19 protein-coding genes and 1 tRNA gene are annotated in these 18,777 nt (G+C 71.6%); 7 read left to right on the forward strand and 13 right to left on the reverse strand.

The genetic code is table 11. The features are described 5' to 3' along the window. The first annotated feature begins 27 nt into the window (after positions 1 to 27). Together ABEE00_RS17185 and ABEE00_RS17190 are read left to right on the forward strand one after the other, a co-directional pair. Positions 28 to 1,503, forward strand: coding sequence for an NAD(P)/FAD-dependent oxidoreductase (locus tag ABEE00_RS17185; RefSeq protein WP_345746377.1), 1,476 nt, complete (start codon positions 28 to 30; stop codon positions 1,501 to 1,503). A gap of 145 nt (positions 1,504 to 1,648) precedes the next feature. After that, positions 1,649 to 2,737, forward strand: a complete 1,089-nt coding sequence (locus tag ABEE00_RS17190) for a cation diffusion facilitator family transporter (protein WP_345746378.1) — start codon at positions 1,649 to 1,651, stop codon at positions 2,735 to 2,737. A gap of 24 nt (positions 2,738 to 2,761) precedes the next feature. On the opposite strand, the gene ABEE00_RS17195 is transcribed toward ABEE00_RS17190, so the two are convergent. The 7 genes from ABEE00_RS17195 to ABEE00_RS17225 form a co-directional block, all read right to left on the reverse strand. After that, complete coding sequence (locus ABEE00_RS17195; RefSeq protein ID WP_345746379.1) at positions 2,762 to 3,196, reverse strand: DUF1707 SHOCT-like domain-containing protein; 435 nt, start codon at positions 3,194 to 3,196, stop codon at positions 2,762 to 2,764. Positions 3,197 to 3,359: 163 nt separating this feature from the next. Continuing rightward, positions 3,360 to 4,448, reverse strand: coding sequence for an NAD(P)-dependent alcohol dehydrogenase (locus ABEE00_RS17200; protein WP_345746380.1), 1,089 nt, complete (start codon positions 4,446 to 4,448; stop codon positions 3,360 to 3,362). A gap of 65 nt (positions 4,449 to 4,513) precedes the next feature. After that, positions 4,514 to 4,981, reverse strand: coding sequence for a DUF4334 domain-containing protein (locus ABEE00_RS17205; protein ID WP_345746381.1), 468 nt, complete (start codon positions 4,979 to 4,981; stop codon positions 4,514 to 4,516). Positions 4,982 to 5,074: 93 nt separating this feature from the next. Further along, on the reverse strand, positions 5,075 to 6,385 hold the full coding sequence (locus tag ABEE00_RS17210; protein ID WP_345746382.1) for an MAB_1171c family putative transporter: 1,311 nt from the start codon (positions 6,383 to 6,385) through the stop codon (positions 5,075 to 5,077). An 18-nt stretch (positions 6,386 to 6,403) separates the two neighbouring features. After that, on the reverse strand, positions 6,404 to 6,961 hold the full coding sequence (locus ABEE00_RS17215; RefSeq protein ID WP_345746383.1) for a hypothetical protein: 558 nt from the start codon (positions 6,959 to 6,961) through the stop codon (positions 6,404 to 6,406). A 193-nt stretch (positions 6,962 to 7,154) separates the two neighbouring features. Continuing rightward, positions 7,155 to 8,033: a helix-turn-helix transcriptional regulator gene (locus tag ABEE00_RS17220; protein WP_345746384.1), complete on the reverse strand. Its 879-nt coding sequence runs from the start codon at positions 8,031 to 8,033 to the stop codon at positions 7,155 to 7,157. 504 nt (positions 8,034 to 8,537) lie between these two features. Beyond that, positions 8,538 to 9,074 (reverse strand): hypothetical protein, encoded by a 537-nt coding sequence (locus ABEE00_RS17225; protein WP_345746385.1) that lies wholly within the window; start codon positions 9,072 to 9,074, stop codon positions 8,538 to 8,540. A gap of 278 nt (positions 9,075 to 9,352) precedes the next feature. Here ABEE00_RS17225 and ABEE00_RS17230 point away from each other — a divergent pair, with 278 nt between their 5' ends. After that, the gene (locus tag ABEE00_RS17230; RefSeq protein ID WP_345746386.1) at positions 9,353 to 9,796 is read left to right on the forward strand and encodes a hypothetical protein; all 444 of its coding nucleotides are present in this window, start codon (positions 9,353 to 9,355) and stop codon (positions 9,794 to 9,796) included. Between the two features lie 246 nt (positions 9,797 to 10,042). Here the strand turns inward: ABEE00_RS17230 and ABEE00_RS17235 are convergent, their stop codons facing one another. Continuing rightward, entirely contained in the window at positions 10,043 to 10,963 is a 921-nt protein-coding gene (locus ABEE00_RS17235; protein WP_345746387.1) for a D-alanyl-D-alanine carboxypeptidase family protein, read from the reverse strand. Between the two features lie 231 nt (positions 10,964 to 11,194). Between ABEE00_RS17235 and ABEE00_RS17240 the strand changes: the two genes are divergently transcribed. Further along, on the forward strand, positions 11,195 to 11,851 hold the full coding sequence (locus ABEE00_RS17240; protein WP_345746388.1) for a class I SAM-dependent methyltransferase: 657 nt from the start codon (positions 11,195 to 11,197) through the stop codon (positions 11,849 to 11,851). 21 nt (positions 11,852 to 11,872) lie between these two features. Here ABEE00_RS17240 and ABEE00_RS17245 read toward each other — a convergent pair whose 3' ends face one another. Further along, positions 11,873 to 12,565: a helix-turn-helix domain-containing protein gene (locus tag ABEE00_RS17245; protein WP_345746389.1), complete on the reverse strand. Its 693-nt coding sequence runs from the start codon at positions 12,563 to 12,565 to the stop codon at positions 11,873 to 11,875. A gap of 763 nt (positions 12,566 to 13,328) precedes the next feature. Continuing rightward, positions 13,329 to 14,249 carry an NADP-dependent oxidoreductase gene (locus ABEE00_RS17250; protein ID WP_345746501.1) on the reverse strand — a complete coding sequence of 307 codons (921 nt, stop codon included), beginning with the start codon at positions 14,247 to 14,249 and terminating at the stop codon, positions 13,329 to 13,331. 83 nt (positions 14,250 to 14,332) lie between these two features. On the opposite strand from ABEE00_RS17250, the gene ABEE00_RS17255 reads away from it, so the two are divergent. Both ABEE00_RS17255 and ABEE00_RS17260 read left to right on the forward strand, forming a co-directional pair. Further along, entirely contained in the window at positions 14,333 to 14,902 is a 570-nt protein-coding gene (locus tag ABEE00_RS17255; RefSeq protein ID WP_345746390.1) for a TetR/AcrR family transcriptional regulator, read from the forward strand. Positions 14,903 to 15,213: 311 nt separating this feature from the next. Then, on the forward strand, positions 15,214 to 15,636 hold the full coding sequence (locus ABEE00_RS17260) for a hypothetical protein (protein ID WP_345746391.1): 423 nt from the start codon (positions 15,214 to 15,216) through the stop codon (positions 15,634 to 15,636). 165 nt (positions 15,637 to 15,801) lie between these two features. On the opposite strand, the gene ABEE00_RS17265 is transcribed toward ABEE00_RS17260, so the two are convergent. The 3 genes from ABEE00_RS17265 to ABEE00_RS17275 all read right to left on the reverse strand — a co-directional run bounded on the left by ABEE00_RS17265 (position 15,802) and on the right by ABEE00_RS17275 (position 17,302). Continuing rightward, positions 15,802 to 16,032, reverse strand: coding sequence for a hypothetical protein (locus ABEE00_RS17265; RefSeq protein ID WP_345746392.1), 231 nt, complete (start codon positions 16,030 to 16,032; stop codon positions 15,802 to 15,804). Between the two features lie 216 nt (positions 16,033 to 16,248). Beyond that, positions 16,249 to 16,578, reverse strand: coding sequence for an ATP-binding protein (locus ABEE00_RS17270; protein WP_345746508.1), 330 nt, complete (start codon positions 16,576 to 16,578; stop codon positions 16,249 to 16,251). A 636-nt stretch (positions 16,579 to 17,214) separates the two neighbouring features. Further along, positions 17,215 to 17,302: transfer RNA gene (locus ABEE00_RS17275), tRNA-Leu, on the reverse strand. 104 nt (positions 17,303 to 17,406) lie between these two features. Here ABEE00_RS17275 and ABEE00_RS17280 point away from each other — a divergent pair. Further along, positions 17,407 to 18,729 (forward strand): DUF2254 domain-containing protein, encoded by a 1,323-nt coding sequence (locus tag ABEE00_RS17280; protein ID WP_345746393.1) that lies wholly within the window; start codon positions 17,407 to 17,409, stop codon positions 18,727 to 18,729. The last annotated feature ends 48 nt before the right edge of the window (positions 18,730 to 18,777 follow it).

An 18,777-nucleotide genomic window follows, 5' to 3' on the forward strand; every position in this document is an offset into this window, starting at 1 on the left:
CATCACCGAACCGCAGGGAGGTTCCCCATGCCCGAGCTCGTACTGTCCCGGAACTGGCCACACCACGCGACGCCCGCACCGGCGCGCCGGTCGGGCTGGCTCGGCGACGCCCTCGCCGAGGAGCCGGACGACGGCCGCAGCCCCTCGCTCCAGGACGAGCTGCACTGCGACGTCTGCATCGTGGGCGGCGGCTTCACCGGCCTGTGGACCGCGATCGAGCTGCTGGAGCGCGCACCGGGAACCGACATCGTCCTCCTGGAGGCCGACGTGTGCGGCGGCGGTGCGAGCGGGGCCAACGCCGGGTTCCTGATGCCCATGTGGGCGCGGTTCAGCAGCATGGTGGCGATCGGCAACCACGAGGAGGCCAGGTGGCTGGGCGAGTGCTCGGCCCACGCCGTGGAGGAGATCCTCGGCTTCGCCGACAAGCACGGCATCGACGCGGGGCAGCGGCGCGGCGAGTGGATGCTGGCCGCCTCGTCACCGGCCCAACGGGGCGCCTGGCAGCGGACACTGGAGGACCTGCACCGCGCCGGGATCGAGCCGCTGCGGCAGATCTCGGGCGCCGAGGCGAACGCGGCGGTCGGCACCGGTTCGCACTACGGCGGCGTCGTCGACCCCGGCTGCGCCACGCTCCAGCCGGCCAAGCTCACCCGCGGGCTGCGCCGGGTGGCCCTGGACGCGGGCGTACGCATCCACGAGCGCACTCCCCTGCTGGCCCTGCGCACCGGCCCCGGCGGACGCACCGAGGCGGTCACCCCGTACGGCAGGGTGACCGCCGACCGCACCGTGCTCGCCCTCAACGCCTGGGCGGGGCAGCTGGAGGATCTGGGGCGGCGCATGGTCACCATCGCCAGCGACACGATGCTCACCGAGCCCGTGCCCGAGGTCTTCGACGAACTGGGCTGGGGCGAGGGCGTCTCGGTCTGCGACGCGCGGCGGCGGCTGAACTACTACCGCAGGACCCCGGACGGGCGCCTGCTGTTCGGCAAGGGCGGTGCGGGGACGGCGTACGGCGCAACCGGGCCCGACACCCTGTGGGGGCCGCCGCTGCGCGGGGCCGAGATGCGGGCGCAGCTCCGGCGGCTGTTCCCCCGGCTCGCCGAGGCGCCGGTCGAGTCCGCGTGGACAGCGCCGGTCGAATACTCCGTCACCTCGCTGCCCTTCGCCGGCTGGCTGCGGACCGTTCCCAACGTCTGCTACGCCACCGGCTACTCCGGCGACGGCGTGGGCCCCTCCCGCCTGATGGCCAAGGTGCTCGCCTCCCTCACCCTCGGCGTCAGGGACGAGTGGTCGCGCTGTTCCCTCGCCACCACGCCGGGCGGCCGCATACCCGCCGACCCGCTGCGCTCCCTCGGCACCCGTGCGCTGATGCCCGCGCTGCGCGCGGTGGAGGCGCGCGAGGACCGCGGCGGCCGCGCGCCGCGCGCGGTCAAGCGGCTCTCGGACATCGACCCGTCCGCCTTCCGCAGCCGGCGCGGCGACCGGGCGGGCGCGGGCCGCTGACCTGCGCGTACGGCTGCGGTACGGGCCGCGCCGCCGTCGCGCACGCCTCGCTGCCGCACAGGATGCGCACCTCATAGGTGCATGCGTGCGCGCTCACGCACATAATGAGGGCGAGCGACCCGTACGGCGCCGGAAGGGGAACCGCGTGAGCGCGCACCACACCCACGAGCACGGACACACCCACGAGCACGGACACACCCATGAGCACGGGCACACCCACGAGCACGGACACGCCCGCACCCGGCTGCTCCGGTGGCGGCACCGCCTCGGGCACGTGCTGAAACCGCACTCGCACGAGGCAGCGGACAAGGTCGACCGCGCGCTGGAGTCCTCGGCGCGCGGCATGCGGGCGCTGTGGATCTCGCTCGCGGTGCTGGGCGCGACGGCGGCGGCGCAGGCCGTGGTCGTGGCCTGGTCGGGCTCGGTCGCGCTGCTCGGCGACACCGTGCACAACGCGGCCGACGCGCTGACCGCCGTGCCCCTGGGCATCGCCTTCGCGCTGGGCCGCCGCGCGGCGAACCGCCGCTTCACCTACGGGTACGGCCGCGCCGAGGACCTGGCGGGGGTCGTCATCGTGCTGACCATCGCCGCCTCGGCGGTCGTCGCCGCCTGGACCGCCGTCGAACGCCTGCTGGCGCCGCGGGAGATGGAGCACGTCGGGGTGGTCGCGGCCGCCGCGGTGATCGGCTTCGCCGGGAACGAGTGGGTGGCCCGCTACCGCATCCGCGTCGGCCGCGAGATCGGCTCGGCCGCGCTGGTCGCCGACGGGCTGCACGCGCGCACCGACGGATTCACCTCGCTCGCCGTCCTGTTCGGCGCGGGCGGCGCCGCGCTCGGCCTGCGCTGGGCCGACCCCGTGGTGGGCCTGCTCATCACGCTCGCGATCCTGCTGGTGCTGCGGGACGCGGCGCGCGAGGTGTTCCGGCGGATCATGGACGCCGTCGACCCCGCGCTGCCGGAGGCGGCCGAGCGCGCGCTGCGCGGCGTCGAGGGCGTACGCGAGGTCGGCGAGCTGCGGATGCGGTGGATCGGTCACCGGCTGCGCGCCGAAGTGGCGGTGGTCGTCGACGGCGCCCTCTCCGTACGCGCGGCGCACGACATCGCGGTGCGCACCGAACACGCCCTGCTGCACGCCCTCCCGAAGCTCTCCGCGGCCCTGGTGCACGCCGACCCCGCGCCCGTACCGGGGGAACGGGATCCGCATCACGCGCTGGCGCACCATCTGACGGCGTGAACAGCGAGCCACCGCGTGAACCGCTCAGCGGCCGCCCTTGCGGCCGCGCCCGCGCAGCGCGTGCTCGATGGCGTAGAACACCGGCGGCGTGACGAACATGAAGAACCAGTTCCCCGTGGCCCAGCTCAGCCCCACAGCGGCCACGCCGCCCAGCGGCACGGCGGCCCGCGAAAGCGGCCCCCTGGTGCCACCCTCGGCCACCTCCCCCTGCCCCTTCTCCGGGACGGCGACCTCCCCGCGGCCCTTCTCCTCCCCCTCGAACTCGGGCCCAGGCTCCGGAAGATCCGTGAACAGCGCCCGCACTTCACCCCGCGTGCGCGCGGCATCCAGCCGCTCCGCCCGCCCCTCGTACTCCTCGACGGTCAGCCGCCCCACCCGAAGATGCACGGCCAACCCCTCGAACGCCTTCTCCTTCTCCTCGTAACCGACCAGCAATCCGGATGATTTGGGCTCCTCCACGCAAGCGAGCATATGCAAGAAGGCAGAAGCGGGTCGATGTACGAGCCACGGAGGGACCGGGAGAACGGCCCGCGCCGCACGGGGGAACGCGGCGCGGGCCGAACTACCAGGGTATTAGGGAGAGTTACGGGGTGGGCAAGCGGGGCCCGGGGCGGGGTCCGGGTCAGGGGAAGGTGAGGATCGGCTTGATCGTCTCGCCCTTGGCCGCCGCCTGGGCCGCCGCTTCGGCCTCCGCGAAGGGGTACTCGGCGATCAGGCGCTCCACCGGGAGCCTGCCCTGGCGGTGGAGCCCGACCAGGCGCGGGACGAACTCGGCCGGTACGACGTCGCCCTCGATCACCCCGTGCAGCGTGACCCCCTTGGTCATCGCCGCCATGGTCGGGAACTCGGCCTTGCCGATGCCGACCAGCGCGAGCGCCCCGCGCCGCCGCAGCGCCGCGATGGCCTGGGTGATCACCGCGGGCTGCCCGGTGGTGTCGATCGCGTGCTGCGGGCCGCCGTCGGCGAGATCGCGTACGGTCGCGGCGACGTCCTCCACGGCGCCCGGGTCGATCGCCTCCTTCGCGCCGAGTTCCTGGGCCAGCGCGCGGCGCGAGGCGACGGGATCGACGACGGTCACCCCGCAGCCCTCGGCGACGGCGGCCATCACCGCGCTCAGGCCCACGCTCCCCGCGCCGAACACGACGAGGCCCTCCTCCGCCGCGGGCCGCAGCACGTTGAGCACCGTGCCCACGCCGGTCTGCACGCTGCACCCGAGCGGCGCGGCCACCGCGGCGGGCAGGTCGGAGGGCACCTTCACGGTGTTGCTCTCGTACGCGACGGCATGCGTGGCGAGGCTCGACTGCCCGAAGAAGCCGCCGTACACGGGGGAACCGCCGTCGGTGAGCGGCGTGCTGCCGTCGCTCCGCGCGCCCGCCGCGTTGAGGGCGCTCGCCGAGGTGCAGTACGCCGGGTGCCCCGCCGTGCACGGCTCGCACGCGCCGCAGCTCCGGAAGCTGAGGCACACCGTGTCGCCCGGGGCCACGGTGGTCACGTCCTCGCCGACGGCCTCGACGACGCCGGCGCCCTCGTGGCCGAAGACCATGGGCAGGCGGGCCTCGGGCCAGACCTGGCGCATGCTCAGGTCGGTGTGGCAGATGCCTGCGGCGGTGATCCTCACCAGGACCTCGTCCCGCCGGGGCGGTTCGAGCTCCAGCTCACGCGTGGTGAAGGGGCCGCCGGGCGACTCGACCACGGCTGCCTGGATGCGCATGCGGGTTCTCCTTGGGGTCGGTTGAGGGGCTGGTGACGGGGGCTGGTTGAGGGGCCCGCGCGGGCTCAGTCCCGTTCGAGCAGGAAGTAGAAGTGGCGGCCCTCGTCGAGGACGCCCTTGCCGTTCATGACGCCCAGCAGCGTGTCGGCGTCGACGGCCTTGAAGTGGTCGAGCACCGGCTGCCCGTCGTAGACCATCGTGGCGGTCACCTCACCGCGGAACTCCACCGGCCACAGGCTCGCCTCCCCCTTGCCCAGCTCCACGTTGGAGTAGAGCGCGCCGTCCTCGCCGCGGCAGATCATCGGCTCGGCGCGGGAGGGCGAGTGGAAGTGCTTCCCGTACCAGGCGGCCGCGCCGAGCATGCCCTCCACCCGGTGCCCCGTGGAGAACGCGCTGCCCCGCCACATGCCCAGGATCTCCTCGGGCCGCACCGTGTCCAACGCGGCCCAGATCAGGTCCAGTTCCCCGGTCTCGGCCTCGCCTCCCGCCTCGCGGATGGCGGAGATCCGCTCGCGCGCCTGCTGGGTGTCCATGCGGGGTGTCCTCTCGTCGGGGGCCGCGTTCGTCGTCGACCGGGCCACGTTCACTGGTCCACGTTCACTGGGCAACGACGCTAGCTGGCGGGTTCAGAGCGCGGAATCCAGGTCCGGTGCGACCTCGGCGAGCAGGGCCTCCCCCTCCGCCGGCGAGAGCGCCGCGTACTCCCGCTGCACCTGCCGCCACCACCGCGCCTCGTCCTCCGTACGGGAGAGCGCCTTGCGGGGCAGCGCCTCGGAGACCTCGCCCGAGGGGAGGCGCAGGCCGCGGGCCGCGGCGCACAGCGCGGCCCTGATGTAGAGCGCCTCGGCCGCCGCCTGCGGATTGGGCGGGTCCTCCGCCTCCTCCGCCGCCTCCTCGACCGCGTCCTCCGCCGCGTGGAACAGCCCCGGCGGCGCGTACCCCCGCAACTGCTCGACGCCGTCCGCGATCTGGTGGACGCGCGAGCTGAGCCGCACGCCCAGCGGCAGCGACCAGTCGGTGAGATCGCGCCACAGCGGAGTCGGCCGGCCCGCGCCCCGGCCCCGCCCGGGGAGCGCGTTCTCGAAGGCCAGGTCGGGGAAGACCCGGATCAGGTCGCGCCACAGCGGCTCCAGCTCGCGCAGCAGCCGGAACCCGGCCCAGCGCGCGACCGCCGCGCGCACCGTCGGGATGCTGGACCCCGCGGAGAACGTCACCAGCAGCAACGGCGGCATGACGCCCGTGAGTCGGGCGACCGTCGGCGCGAGCTCCCGCCCGGCCTCGGGCGCCGCGACGGCGGCCCAGATGAAGACGGTGCGGATGACCACGTACAGCATCCCGATCACCATCGCCAGCGCCATCAGCGACAGCCCCGTACGCAGCGGCCGGGTCTCCGCGCGGCGCGCGGCGCTCGCCCACTGGTAGCCGGTGACGGAGCAGGAGGCCGCCAGGTACGCGTAGATGACCGACAGGAAGGCGGCGGCGCCCCACTCCCCCGCGTGCTCGGCGGCGAAGTCGACCGAGCCGCCCCCGCCCCTGCGGTCGACCAGCGCGAAGAACGCGAAGGTCAGCGCGACCACCACGCCCAGCGCGACGCGCGGCGAGATCCGCGCGATGAAGCGGGAGATGACCACGTAGCGCGGCGGGCTCTCCTCGTCGCTGCGCCCGTACGCGGCGCCCACGTACGCGATGATCGAGGCGATCGCCGCGGTACCGAGGCACTCCTGCGCGAGTACGGAGACCTCCGCGACCGGCGCGTGCGCCACCGAGGCCGCGACGGCCGGGGTCTGGAGCCAGGCTGAGGCCGCGAACCCGGCGTAGCAGCCGCACAGCGCGCGCCGTTGCAGATCGCCGTAGCGCAGCGAGGCGGGCGCGCGCCACAGCGCGACCACCGTCAGGAAGACGGCGGCCGTGTACTTGAAGAAGGCGAGCGTGAACAAGCGGTGCCGTCCTGGTCGTTAATGGGCCTGGTCGCGGGGGCCGCGCGGCGGCGCCACCGGGTGGCTGAGGGTGTGTTCCAGGCGGCTGACCAGGTCGTCCCCGGCGGGGCCCCGGCGCCGCGCGATGCGCTGCTCGATGAGGTAGGCGCCGAGCTCGGCCTCCTGCTCCTGCACGGTGCCGTAGCGCGCACGCGCCTGGACGGTCACCTCGCGCCCGTACCGCTCCACCAGCCGGCGCAGCCCCTCGCCCGGCAGGAGTTCCCGCAGCTCCTCGGTGGAGAGGGTGGTGAAGTGCTCCAGCCACTCGTGGACGATCTCGTGCAGGATGACGTGCTCGGTCTGGCTCTGGGTGGGGCGCGGCCGGTACAGGATGATCGTGACGTCCTCGCCGAACCGGGCGCGCAGGCCGCACGCCTGGCGTATGTCCTCGCAGTGCGGGACGGGTGCCAGGCGTATGCGCTGGCCGCGCAGCGCCTCGATGTTGGCGACAAGACCGCCGATGCTGGGCTCCTCCGGCAGGGGAAGGTCCCGCAGTCGCCGCTCGGTGTGCTTGCGCAGCTTCCTCAGTGTGAACACGCCCGCCCCTCTGGCCCCTTACGTCGTCGCCTCCACCACACGCGACGCCGGCCGCCGATCCTTCCAGTGATCAGGTACATGCACAAAAGAGCCCGGGAGGCGGCACGAGGAGACGACACGAGGAAGCGGTACGAGGCGGGAGGCGGCACGAGGAAGCGGTACGAGGCGGGAGGCGGTACGTGGCGGCGGCGCGCTAGTCCCCCTTCTCCGCCTTCGCCTCCGCCACCAGCGCGTTCAGCTTGGCGAGCATGTCAGCCGACAGGCCGTCCTCGCCCCGGAGCTGGACCGCCACCCCGCCGTCGCGGTGCTGCGCGAGGAAGCGGACCGTCTCCAGCACCTGCTGCACCATCTCCTCGTCGGACTGGAAGAAGTGCGGCGTCACGTCGAACACGGCGGCCAGCCCCTGGAAGAGCAGCGCCTCGGGAACCTGCTCGAAGATCTCCTCCGGCTCCCGCTCACCGGTGCGCAGCGCGCGGATCTGGCTGGGGCGCACGAGCCCGGCCACGTTCGCGCGCTCGTTGATCGCCTCGGCGATGTCCGCGTCGGTCGGGCGACTCCCCGAGGGCAGGTGCGTCAGGAGGTGGGTGATCTTCTCCGCGAGGGTGGTCGGCGTACGGAGCGCCGCCGGGGTCTCCGGGCCCGGCTCCTCGCTCGGCTCCTCGCCGAACGACCGGTTCTCCGCGGCCCGCAGCTCCTCGACGGTCACGCCGTAGCGGGGGGCCAGCTTCTCCGCGTACTGCGGGTCGAGCCTGCGCACCCGCCGCTCGGCGTTCCGTACGGGCACCGAGCTGCTGGTGCCGATGATCTCCGCGGCCGCCTTCCGCGAGATCCCGGCGTCGCACCGCAAGTCCTCCAGGTCCGGGGCGCCTTGACGGGGAAACAGGTCGTCGATGTCCTCGCCCAGCGCCTCGGCGAGCGCGCGCAGCTTCTCCGGCGGCGGGGTGGCCTCCCCCGCGAACCACGCGCTCACCCGTGGCGGGGTGACCCCGACCCGTTCCGCGATGGTCTTCTTCTGGACGTCGCGGAGCTGCCGCGCGCGCCGAAGACGGCCGGCATCGAATTCGCGTTGCACCGGGGGCTCCTGAGCTGCTGTAGGGGGCGACAGAAGGACTCTAGAACACCGGCTTGATCACGCCGCTGAAGTCCGTTAAGTTTCGTGATCGAGGGAGCGCGGGTCTCCTCTCCGGCGCCCTGCAGCCCCTCGCCCCTTGGTGACGCGCGTCCACACCGCGCCGTCCCTCGGACCGACCCGGCCGGTACCGGGGGAGTTTCTCCGGCCGGGCCGGTCCGCCCCAGGACCGGCATGGATGCACCACCTCCCCCCCCCCTCCACCACACGACACCGGACCGCACAACCCCACCCCCCACACCACCGCAGTGGGCCGGGCTCCGCTACGGGGGTACGGAGCGCGGCCCACTGCGGGTCGGTACGTGGAGGGGTGTTGCGCGGTGGTGGGGTGTTGCGGTGGTGGGGCGGTCGTACGGGGGTGTCGCGGCGGGCCTGCGCGGCGGGTCGGCGGGGCGGGTCGGCGGGGCGGGTCGGCGGGGCGGCGCGGTCGTACGGGGAGTCCCCCACTCACTCCTCATCCGCGCTGGTCAGGGCCTCGGTGACCATGCGGGTGGCGAAGTCGGGGTCGTCCGTCATGCGGTTGATGCGCTCGGCGAGCAGCAGCGCCGTGGCCTCCAGGGGCGTCATCTCGTCCTGGGTCCAGCCCCCGTACTGCTTGCGCCACAGACTCGGGCTCAGCCCCGTACCCGCGGCGACGAGCAGTCCGGCCATGGTGGGGACGGCCTCGGGCGGCACACTCCTGGGCATCATGCGCAGCGTGGCCACCATGTCGGGCACCACATGCGCGATGACGTCCTCTTCGTGGTCCTCGTACGCGAGCCGCAGCCACCGCATGTAGAGGTAGACGAGCGTGCAGGTGCCGTCGATCACGCCGTCGGCTCCCCCGGGCCCGAGCGAGGCGATGAACTGGCCCACCATCGCCCGCTGTTCGGGATCGGACTCGGTCCGCCCCTCGTGAACGCCCTTGAGCCGCGAGTCGATCATCATGAGCGCCGCGCTCACGTCTCCGGCCGGGGCGTACCGCGGATCACAGGACGACGACACAGACTTCCTCCAACCACACCAACCAACCCGGCCGCGACCCCGCGACCCCGCACCCCCGAACGGTAGACCCCCGGCACCGTGGGGGTCCGGCGAACGCGGGGAGAGGACCGGTCCGTGGGGAGGTGGGGCGATGCGGGAGCGGCCACACCGGCAGGTTGGCCCACCACTCCGAGATGAGCAGGGCAACTCCTAGGCTCGCCTCGATCGAGAAGTGAGGCGTGGGGTTACGGAGACTCCGCGGACGTCGTCGCTGCGTACGTACGCCACGAGGAGGCACCATGGTAATTCCCATTCATAACCCCAGCGGCGACCGGGAATTGCGGCACGGCGAGAGACTCGTCCGTCTCGGCGGACCGCTTCCGATGGTCGGCGTCACCGTTCTGGTGATCTCCGGCGGAATCGCCGTCAACGTCTGGGGGCTTGACGCAGTGCCTCGCTGGTTCTTCCCTGCTTGGGTTGCCGTGTTCTCCGCGATCGCGCAGGGACTCATCTGGTCCGGCATGCACTTCCTGCGACGCGCACGGGGCTGGAGCAGCGGCGCCGTCGGATACTTGTGGCTCGGCGCCGCAGTCAACTCCCTGACCCTCACGTACCTGTGGCCCTACCCCTTTCTCCTCATCCCTTGGCTCGCCCCCGCAATCGGCACCATCGCCAAGCGCCGCCTCGCCCGTGAGGACGCGCGAGGACATCGACACGCTCACTCGGGGCAATGCGATACGTGACAGCCTGAATTCCGGGCCGCCCAGCGGTATTTGGCCGGGGCAGCCCTCCTTTACCCGCGCGGAAAGGCACGCGGCGGTCGCTGTCGTCATGTCGTGACGGGCCCACCGCTGCCGGACACGCAGGCCGACACACAAGCCGGACGCGCAACACAAGCCGACGCGCAACCGGACGCACAAAGGGGGCGGCCCCCATGACCGCCCCCTCCGCTCGGCGGATCCCTCATGGACCCGCCGCACGCCCCCGCCTCAGTCGCGTTCCGCGTCCGCCGGCAGCCTGCGCAGCTTCATGTCGTCCGCCGTGCTCGCGTCGAAGCCGAAGTCCAGCATCTTCGCCGCGTCCTTGTACCGGTCCTTGCTGTTCAGGATGGCGCCGGTCAGAGTCTTGCCGTCGCGCGTGGCGGCGAACACCAGGCAGCTCCCCGCCGCCGTCGTGGTGCCGGTCTTGATGCCGACGACGCCGTTGTACGAGCCGAGGAGCTGGTTCGTGTTGTCCCACGAGTAGGTGCGGGTGCGGCCGTTCGCGGCCGGCGCGTCACCCTTGTACGTCTTGGACTTCACGACCGTACGGAACGCGTCGTGCTGCATCGCGTCCTCCGCCAGCTTGGCCAGATCGACGGGCGTGCTCTTGTCCGAGGCACTGCCGTCGAAGGAGTTGAACTGGGTCTTGTCCAGACCGAGTTCATCGGCCTTCGCGTTCATCTTCGAAACGAAGGACTTGGTCCGCGCGGCGGTCGTGTCACCGTCGCCGAAGGTGTCGGCCAGCGCGAAGGCGGCGTCAGCGCCCGAGGGCAGCAGCGCCGCGTAGAGGAGCTGATTGACGGTCAGCTTGTCGCCGGTCTGCAGGTCGGCCTGGCTGGTGCCGTGCTCCTGCACGTAGTCGCGGTACTCCTGCTTCACCTCGACCTTGCGCTCGAGGTCGACGCCCGGGGAGTCGAGTACGACGTCGGCGACCATGATCTTCGCAGTGCTGGCCAGGGGCCGGGGCGTGTCCGCCGCCTTGGCGAACTTCGTGTCGCCGCCGTCCAGCAGCGCGGCACCCTTGGCGGCCACGGTGGGCGGCTCGGGTGACGCCACCGCTGTGGCGACGAGGGGGGTGGCGACGAGAAGCGCGACGCCGCCGGCTGCGGCGGCGAGCGTCTTCCGCCTGGTCAGAATCTTGGCAGCCAAGAAGGGGTGCTCCATATCTGTGTTGTTGGTCATGGCGCTGCGGAGGGGTACAACCGAGCGCTCATATGAGGGACGTCACTACACAGCAGTTCGGTTGTCACCCAACATGACAATTCTTCACGGAAGTCGACAGGACACGACACCGACCCCCACCATCCCGCGCTCAACTCCCGTACCACCGCGAGCGGTTCGTTCAAGACCCGTCGTGACACCGCGGACAACACTGACCGCATGACCGAGCAGAACTTCACCCCCGCACTGGGCCGCCTCCCCCTCCCCCGCCTCTACGACTCCGTGATCGCCCTGACGCGGGAGCGCCTGTGGCGCAGCATGCTCGCCATGCACGCGGGACTCAGACCGGAGGACGTCGTGATCGACGTCGGCTGCGGTACGGGGTCGACGGCCCTGCTCCTGTACGGGATCGAGCCGGGCGCCCGCGTGATCGGCGTCGACCCCGACCCGGAGATGCTGGCGATCGCCCGGCGCAAGGCGCAGGCGGCGGGCGCCGAGGGAGTGGACTGGCGGGCCGGCATGGGCGACGCACTGGAGGAGGTCGTCGACACCGGGAGCGCCGACACCATCGTGTCCAGCCTCGTACTCCACCAGTGCCCCGTAGCGACGAAGCGGGCGATCCTCGCCTCGATGCGCGAAACGCTGCGCCCCGGCGGCAAGGTGGTGATCGCCGACTTCGGGCGGCAGCGCACCCCGTTGACGCGGCTTGCCTTCCGCGTGGTGCAGCTGGCGGACGGCCGCGAGGACACGCAGTTCAACGCCGACGGACGGCTGCCGGGGCTCATGTACGAGGTCGGCTTCCGCCACGTACGCGAAACCGGCACCGTCTCCACGGTCAACGGCTCGATCTCCCGCTACACGGCCCACCGCACCTGAGTACCGCGGCACCCACGTCACTCACGCCCGCAGCGCCCGTACGACTTCCGAAGGCGTGACCCCCATCATCCGGCGCATCTCCCGCGTGAAGTGGGCCTGATCGGCGAAGCCGCCCGCGAGCGAGGCGTCGCTCAGCGACCGCCCCTCGCGCAGTGCCTCGGCCGCGCGGGCGAGCCGCCGCCAGATGCGCCAGCGCGTGAGCGGCATCCCCAACTCCTTGCGGGCCAGGGCACGGAGCCGCTGCGCGGAAAGCCCGACCTTGGCGCCCAGTTCCACCATCGAGATCGGCTCGTCCATCGCGTCCAGCAATACGTGCATCGCGGCCAGCAGCCGTACGTCGAGTTCGCGCGACGGACGGCCGCTGGCGAGCCGCACGTCCTCCACACGCAGAGCGCGCATTCCGGGGGCCGGGGTGATGCCGTCACCGCATTGCAGCCGCAATTCATCGGCGAACGCGCCGTGCGGCTCGACGAAGAAGGTACGCATCACCGCCACCGGAGCCAGCCGGTGAGCAACCATAGGAGGAACGATCAGCGCCGCCTCCCGATAGCGGCTCCCGGACGCATCATCCATGCCCACGTCCCCGGAGACACCGACGGCCACCTGAAATGCGGCATGCCGATGAACACCACTCCCGGAAACACCCCCTTGATAGAACGCATAACCGTCCCCGACAGCAAAACGCACCGCCCCCGCCCCGTCCCCGTACGGCATCGCTATAGCGTCCCTCCAGCTCTCACGGTCCCGCCGCCGCGGCGACGGAGGGGCCCATCGCCTTCCATGCGCGGTTGACCGACGGACGGCCCGACACCGACGGACGGCCCGACACCGACAGTCGGTCATCACTGGACTCATCTGGGCACCAGCCGTAATGACGCACCAGTTCGCCACGGACGCGATCGAAGTGGCGCAGGCTCTTTCGCACAGGGCGCCTTCCAGTAGATGAGGCATACGGGCTCGTCGAGACCGAGATAGTCGGCGATGGCTCGGACCGGTGGCCTGGACCGGCGCTACCGCGATGTGCCGCCGGCTTCGACGCCGGAACCGTGCGGGTCGGGCCGCGCCCGGCCGGCGGCCCCCGCGGGCGCAGCCGGCATGGGGGTGCGGAGGGCTGTTTCCTGTCCGCCGACCCCATCGTGGGCGGCAACGCCTATGGCTACGTCAACGGCGACCCGCTGAACCGCTGAACCGCTGAACCGCTGAACCGCTACGACCTCAACGGCAAGTGGGGCTGGTTCGAGAAGAAGTGGAAGCGTGTCAGGAGAAGCCGCTTCGGCCGGTGGGTCGGCCGAACCCTCAACCAAACCATCGGACTGGGCTTCAGTGTCGGCTGTAGTTCACCGCAAGGGGCGTCGTCCCGGCCCGCCGTACGCCTGGACCGACGCGAGCTGTCAACCTTCCACGACGGCCTGGCCGGGCCTGCGGTCCGGCCGGGGGCCCGGTGCGGCGAGCCCGCTGAGTCCGGCTGGTACCGGTTTCACAGCGCGATCACGATTTTGCCGTGCACGTGCCTCTCGGCCTGCATCGTCACGGCTTCGCGAATCCGCTCGGGCGGGAAGGCCGCCGCTATCGGCACCGTGATCTCGCCGGCATGGATCGCCTCGGTGATCCGTTCCATGGCGCCCGGAGCCGCATCGAGGGCGCCCATCTTGCGCACACCGGGCGGCGGGGCGGGTCCGTCGGCCACCACGGAGATCCGCTCGGGTGCCACACCGAGCTCGAGCGCGGTCTCGGCCGCCTCCCTTGCGAACAGGTCGGTCGCGGCGGTGATCCCCTCGGGCGCCAAGGCCCGCACCCGGTCCGCCAGGCCGGGACCGTAGGTCACGGGTTCGGCGCCGAGCCCGCGCAGGAACTCGAATGTGCCCTCGGAGGCAGTGCCCAGCACCCGGGCCCCCGCAAGCTTCGCCAACTGCACGGCAAAGACGCCCACGCCGCCCGCCGCGCCACCGATCAGGACCGTGTCCCCGGTACGGGGCCCGATCGCGGCGAGCGCGGCGGAGGCCGTCAGACCGGCCACCGGAAGCGTGCCCGCCACCTGGTCACCGATGCCCTCCGGAGTGGGCCACAGCGATGCCGTGGGCGTCTTGACCAGCACGAAGTCGGCGACGGACCGGCCGATCGCGGCCCCGAACACCCGGTCCCCTGCGGAGAATCCGGAGGCCTGGGCGCCCACTTCGTCCACCACTCCGGCGAAGTCGCTGCCGAACCCGGCCGGCAAGGTGATCCCGAACCGCGCCGCCATGTCGGGCCGGTTGGTGATTTGCCAGTCCATCGGATTCAGCCCGGCGGCCGTGACCCGGACACGCACCTCGTCCGGCGCGGCGTGCGGCTCGGGCATCTCCTCCAGTTCGAGAACTTCGGGACCGCCGAATCGCCGATATCGCACAGCTTGACTCATCGGAGAACTCTCCTCGCCAGTGATGGGACTTGGTCTCATCGACCCTACACCAGTGATGGGACCAAGTCCCGTACACTGCTCCCATGGCTCGCTGGCAACCCGACGCACCCGGACGACTCGCCTCTGCGGCCCTCGACCTCTTCGAGGAGAACGGCTACGACAACACGACCGTGATCGAGATCGCGGAACGCGCGGGGCTCACCAAGAGCACGTTCTTCCGGCACTTCCCGGACAAGCGCGAAGTGCTCTTCGACAGGAGCACGTTGAGCGGGCTCCTCGTCGAAGAGATCGCCTCGGCGCCACCGGTGACCGGGCCTCTCGACGCGGTGGCGGACGCGCTCGATGCGCTCGGCCGGACGTTCTTCACCGCCGACCGCCGCGAGTTCAGCCGCCGTCGCCAGGCCGTGCTGAACGCCCATACGGAACTGCGTGAACGCGAAGCCCTGAAAAGGGTCGACCTCACCTCCTCGATGATCGAGGCCCTCGAACGCCGCGGATTCCCGAGCCTGACCGCGCGCGTGGCCGCGGAACTGGGCTCGCTCGCCTGGAAGATCGCCTTCGACTGGTGGATCGAGCCCGACAACAGCGAGGGCTTCGGCGCGCTGGCACGGCGAGCACTCTCCGAAGTGCGTGCGGCCGACGCCGCGATCTAGCACTGCAGCAGCACTTCACCATTCCCGCTGGTCAAGTGGGGCTTTTCGAGTCCATCGGGCTGATGCGGTGTCAGCTTGAGGGCTTGCGGAAGCCGTCCGCCCCGCGGGTGCGACCGGCGTCTGCGGGCACCCCGCCGAGAATGCGGGGACAGGCAGCAACGGGCCTGCGGGCGGCCGAACTTGACGAGCCGTTCTTGCGGGTGGGCGGCCGGTTTGGCCGGGGCCCGACGCGGTGCGGGATGACCTGCAGGAGTATGCCGCCGAGCGGCTCGGCGCGTCTTGCACGGCGGCTCTTGACGGTCGCAAGCCTGATGACGCTGGTCCTGAATGTGGCCGAGCCACTGCTGACCGGCCAGCTTGGCAAGACCGCCTTCGACTCCGTCGGACCGGTACTGCCGATCGACTGGGCGGCGGTCGGCCCCGGCCTCCTCAGAGCCATCAGCACCGCACAACCGGCTCCGTTCATGCCATCGCCGTCGCGAGAGGAGCTCTGCGATCAGCAGGCCCCAACTACCCGACAGGTTCCGAGCCACGAGCAGACCCTGCTCTCCCAGGCGCGCGAGGAAGACACCCAGCACTGGCGGACACACCACCGCCCCATCTCCGCCGAGACCCTCCGCAAACGACTCCACATCGGAATCGCCAAAGCCCGACAACTCGTCAACACACCCCGCAGCGGAGGCTCGGCGCAGCCTCAGGCCACCGAGACGGGACGACTCCACCTCCTCGAATAGAGGACCCAACGAGGTCTGGGGATCATCCCGTAGGCGCGGGGCCGAGCGCCCGCGCGGCGCCGACACGGGCCGACGGGACGGAGCCGCGGGCACGGACGAGGCCCCGGCGCCTTCGGCGGGGTGCCGCGGCGGCCGGGGCCTCGGAGGTCGGTCGTCGGTTCCGGGTCAGCTGACCCGGTTCAGCTTCCACTGGTCGCCGTCCTTCTTGCAGTTCCACTCGGAGGGCGCCGGGTCCAGCTTGTGGGCCTCGTCCGTGGCGGCCTTGAGGCAGGCGTCCTGGGTGGGGTACAGGTCGCCCTCGGCGGCGGAGGCGCTGCCGGCGGCGAACAGGGAGAGGCTGGAAGCGGCAGCCGCGCCGGCCAGGACCAGGGCCGCCTTCTTGTGGAACGTGCGCATGAGTCTCTCCTTTGTTCGATTGTCCGTGTCGGTTCAGACGGACTGTTCAAGATCGACTTGATCATGGGCCCGGCGGATCGCTCAACCGTGCGAAGTGCCCTGTTACGCGACCATGACCGAGCGCGGACGTGCGGAACGCCTGTGAGGGGCAGAGGCGTTCGGCCCGGCCCCAGCAGAGCCCGAGACAGCGGCGCTGCGCACTCGGGCCTTTGCTGGTCAGGTTCCGGTTTCGGTTCCGGCTTCGGTTCGAGTTCCGGTGTCGGCTGCGCTTCCGGACGCGGGGCCGGCGGCGGTCTCCGCGGGGGCGGGCGCGGGCAGTTCGGCTGCCACCAGGGAGCCGCCGCCGGGCCGTGGTCCCGTCTCGATGCCGCCGCCCGCCAGCCGTACGCGCTCCCTCAGCCCGATCAGCCCGTGGCCACCGCTGGGCGGCGGCGCCCGTACCTCGGCGTACACGTCGAGCAGGTCGGCGCGGACGGCGTCCAGGCCGGTGAAGGAACGGAGTTCGATGGCGGGTCCGAGGTCACGTGTGGGGCCTCCAGGCGGCACGGCCTTGTGCAGGCGACCAGACCCATCACGCGGGACGAGTCTTGGCGGACGCGGCAGCCAACGAGTTTCTCCATTGGCCCCGGCCAGCGCGCACGCTGCCGGGGCCAATGAAGGGACTCGTTGAAGACTTCTTCACGCCACATATCAGTCGCTTCCCTCCGCGCGCCCGCTTGGCTGTCTCACCGCGTTGCGCCCCTGCTGCTTGGAACGATCGCGAGGCGCAGGCGGGGGGGGAGGGACCGCTCCATCCTTCCATTACGCGAGCCACCCCTCCGATGCGCCGCGCATAGGGAGTTCTGCTTCCGCGTGAGCCGCCGGCCCTGAAGAAGAACGGGTAAAGAATCCCCGTTTCGCGCCTCCGCCCGGTCATCCGCCCCCGGGGGGAAGCCTCAACGGGCTGCGCCGAAACTCCGCCGCCAGGGCCGTTCCGGCGAACTCAGCACCGGTCAAACCACACAGGAGCAGGCCGGGGCGACCACACCGCCAACGAGCCCCGCACAGCACCGACAACGAACGAGGCCCTGACCGTCACCGGTCAGGGCCTCGTCTATATCGGTCCGCTCGCGCGTTGGTCACGCGGTTGGTCACGTGGACCCATACGACCAGGGCAATTTCCTGGTCAGGGCCTGTTGATCATGGTGTCCGAGGGGGGACTTGAACCCCCACGCCCGATAAAGGGCACTAGCACCTCAAGCTAGCGCGTCTGCCATTCCGCCACCCGGACTAGGTGTGTGTCGTCCGCGGGCCCTTGGGCGTCGCGGCGACACGGAGACTGTAGCAAGAGTTCGGAGTGGGTTTCACCTGCGTTATTCGACATATGGTCCTGGTGTGAGTGGAACGTCCGGATATGTCGTTGTGGAGCGGCGGCCCCGGCCGCTGTCGCCGTTGCGGGAGCATCTGCGGGACACCTTCTGGTTCGCGCCGGTGGTGGGGCTGGTGGGGGCCGCGGTGCTGGCGTGGGCGTGCGGGGGCGTCGACGTGTGGATCGTGGACGTGCTGCGCGGCACCGGGGACGACGGGCTGCTGCGGGAGGCGGTGCGGTTCACCGGCGACGCCAAGGGGATCGTGAGCATGGTCGGGCCCGCGATGCTCACGTTCATCGGGGTCGTGTTCTCGATTTCCCTCGTGGCGATGCAGATGGTGTCGGGCCAGTGGTCGCAACGGGTCATGCGGCTGTACGTGCGCAACCGGATCACCAAGGGCACGTTCTCCGCGTTCCTGGCGACCTTCGTGTTCGCGTTGCTCGTGCAGACGCAGTACGACACCGAGCGGGACATCCGCTATGTGACGGCGGTCCCCGTGGCGACCAGCGCCGTCGCGGTGGGGCTCGTGGTGCTGAGCCTGCTGCTGTTCATCGCGTACGTGAACTCGATCATGAAGCTGATGCGCGTCAGCCACGTACTGGACCGGATCGCCAAGGAGGCGGCGGGGACACTGGGCGCCGACGCCGAGCCGTACGAGGGGGAACCGCCGCCCCCGTACGACCGGGTCGTCAGCTACCGCGGGCGGAGCGGGGTCCTGCGGGACGTGCACGTCGCGCGGCTCGTGCGGATCGCGCGGCGGCACGGGGTGGTGCTCCATCTGCTGCCCCGCATCGGGGACTTCCTGGTGCCGGGGACACCGGTGTTCGGGGTGTCGGGCGAGGCGCGCGGGCGGCTCGGCGCGCGGGGGCTGTGTGCGGCGCTGAGCGCGGGGGTGGAGCGGACGTTCCACCAGGATCTCGGCTTCGGGCTGCGGCAGTTGGCCGACATCGGGCTGCGGGCGCTGTCGCCCGCGGTGAACGATCCGACGACGGCCGTGCAGTGCGTGGACCGGATCGAGCAGTTCCTGGGGACGGCCGCCGCCCGGCCCCTGGGGGTGCTGCTGCACAGGGACCGGGGCGGCGGCGTACGGCTGGCGCAGGATCTGCCGGACTGGGCGTCGCTGGTTGACCTCGGTTTCGCGGAACTGAGGACGGCGGCGGCCGGGAATCCGCAGGTCTCGCGGCGGCTGGCGGCGGCGCTGGATGACCTGCTGCGGCTGGCCCCCGAGGAGCGGGCCAGGCCCCTGCGGGAGAACCGGCGGCTGCTCGAACGCGCCGTGTTGGCGCGGGTGCACGACCCGGACGAGCAGCGCTTCGCGCTGGAGGCCGACCGCCAGGGCATCGGCTGATCACGGACCGGAAGGCAATTCCTGGGCCCAGCCCCGCCCCGCACAGCC

The sequence above is a fragment of the Streptomyces odontomachicola genome, assembly GCF_039605595.1.
GTDB lineage: Bacteria > Actinomycetota > Actinomycetes > Streptomycetales > Streptomycetaceae > Streptomyces.

Coding starts and splice junctions, on each gene's coding strand:
- ABEE00_RS17185 (WP_345746377.1), top strand. CDS start 28: ATGCCCGAGCTCGTACTGTCCCGGAACTGGCCACACCACGCGACGCCC.
- ABEE00_RS17200 (WP_345746380.1), bottom strand. CDS start 4,448: ATGCGCATCCAGGCAGCCGTGGTCGAGTCGCCCGGCGGCCCCTTCACC.
- ABEE00_RS17205 (WP_345746381.1), bottom strand. CDS start 4,981: ATGGACACCCAGCAGGCGCGCGAGCGGATCTCCGCCATCCGCGAGGCG.
- ABEE00_RS17230 (WP_345746386.1), top strand. CDS start 9,353: ATGGTAATTCCCATTCATAACCCCAGCGGCGACCGGGAATTGCGGCAC.
- ABEE00_RS17240 (WP_345746388.1), top strand. CDS start 11,195: ATGACCGAGCAGAACTTCACCCCCGCACTGGGCCGCCTCCCCCTCCCC.
- ABEE00_RS17245 (WP_345746389.1), bottom strand. CDS start 12,565: ATGCCGTACGGGGACGGGGCGGGGGCGGTGCGTTTTGCTGTCGGGGAC.
- ABEE00_RS17250 (WP_345746501.1), bottom strand. CDS start 14,249: ATGAGTCAAGCTGTGCGATATCGGCGATTCGGCGGTCCCGAAGTTCTC.
- ABEE00_RS17255 (WP_345746390.1), top strand. CDS start 14,333: ATGGCTCGCTGGCAACCCGACGCACCCGGACGACTCGCCTCTGCGGCC.
- ABEE00_RS17260 (WP_345746391.1), top strand. CDS start 15,214: ATGACGCTGGTCCTGAATGTGGCCGAGCCACTGCTGACCGGCCAGCTT.
- ABEE00_RS17265 (WP_345746392.1), bottom strand. CDS start 16,032: ATGCGCACGTTCCACAAGAAGGCGGCCCTGGTCCTGGCCGGCGCGGCT.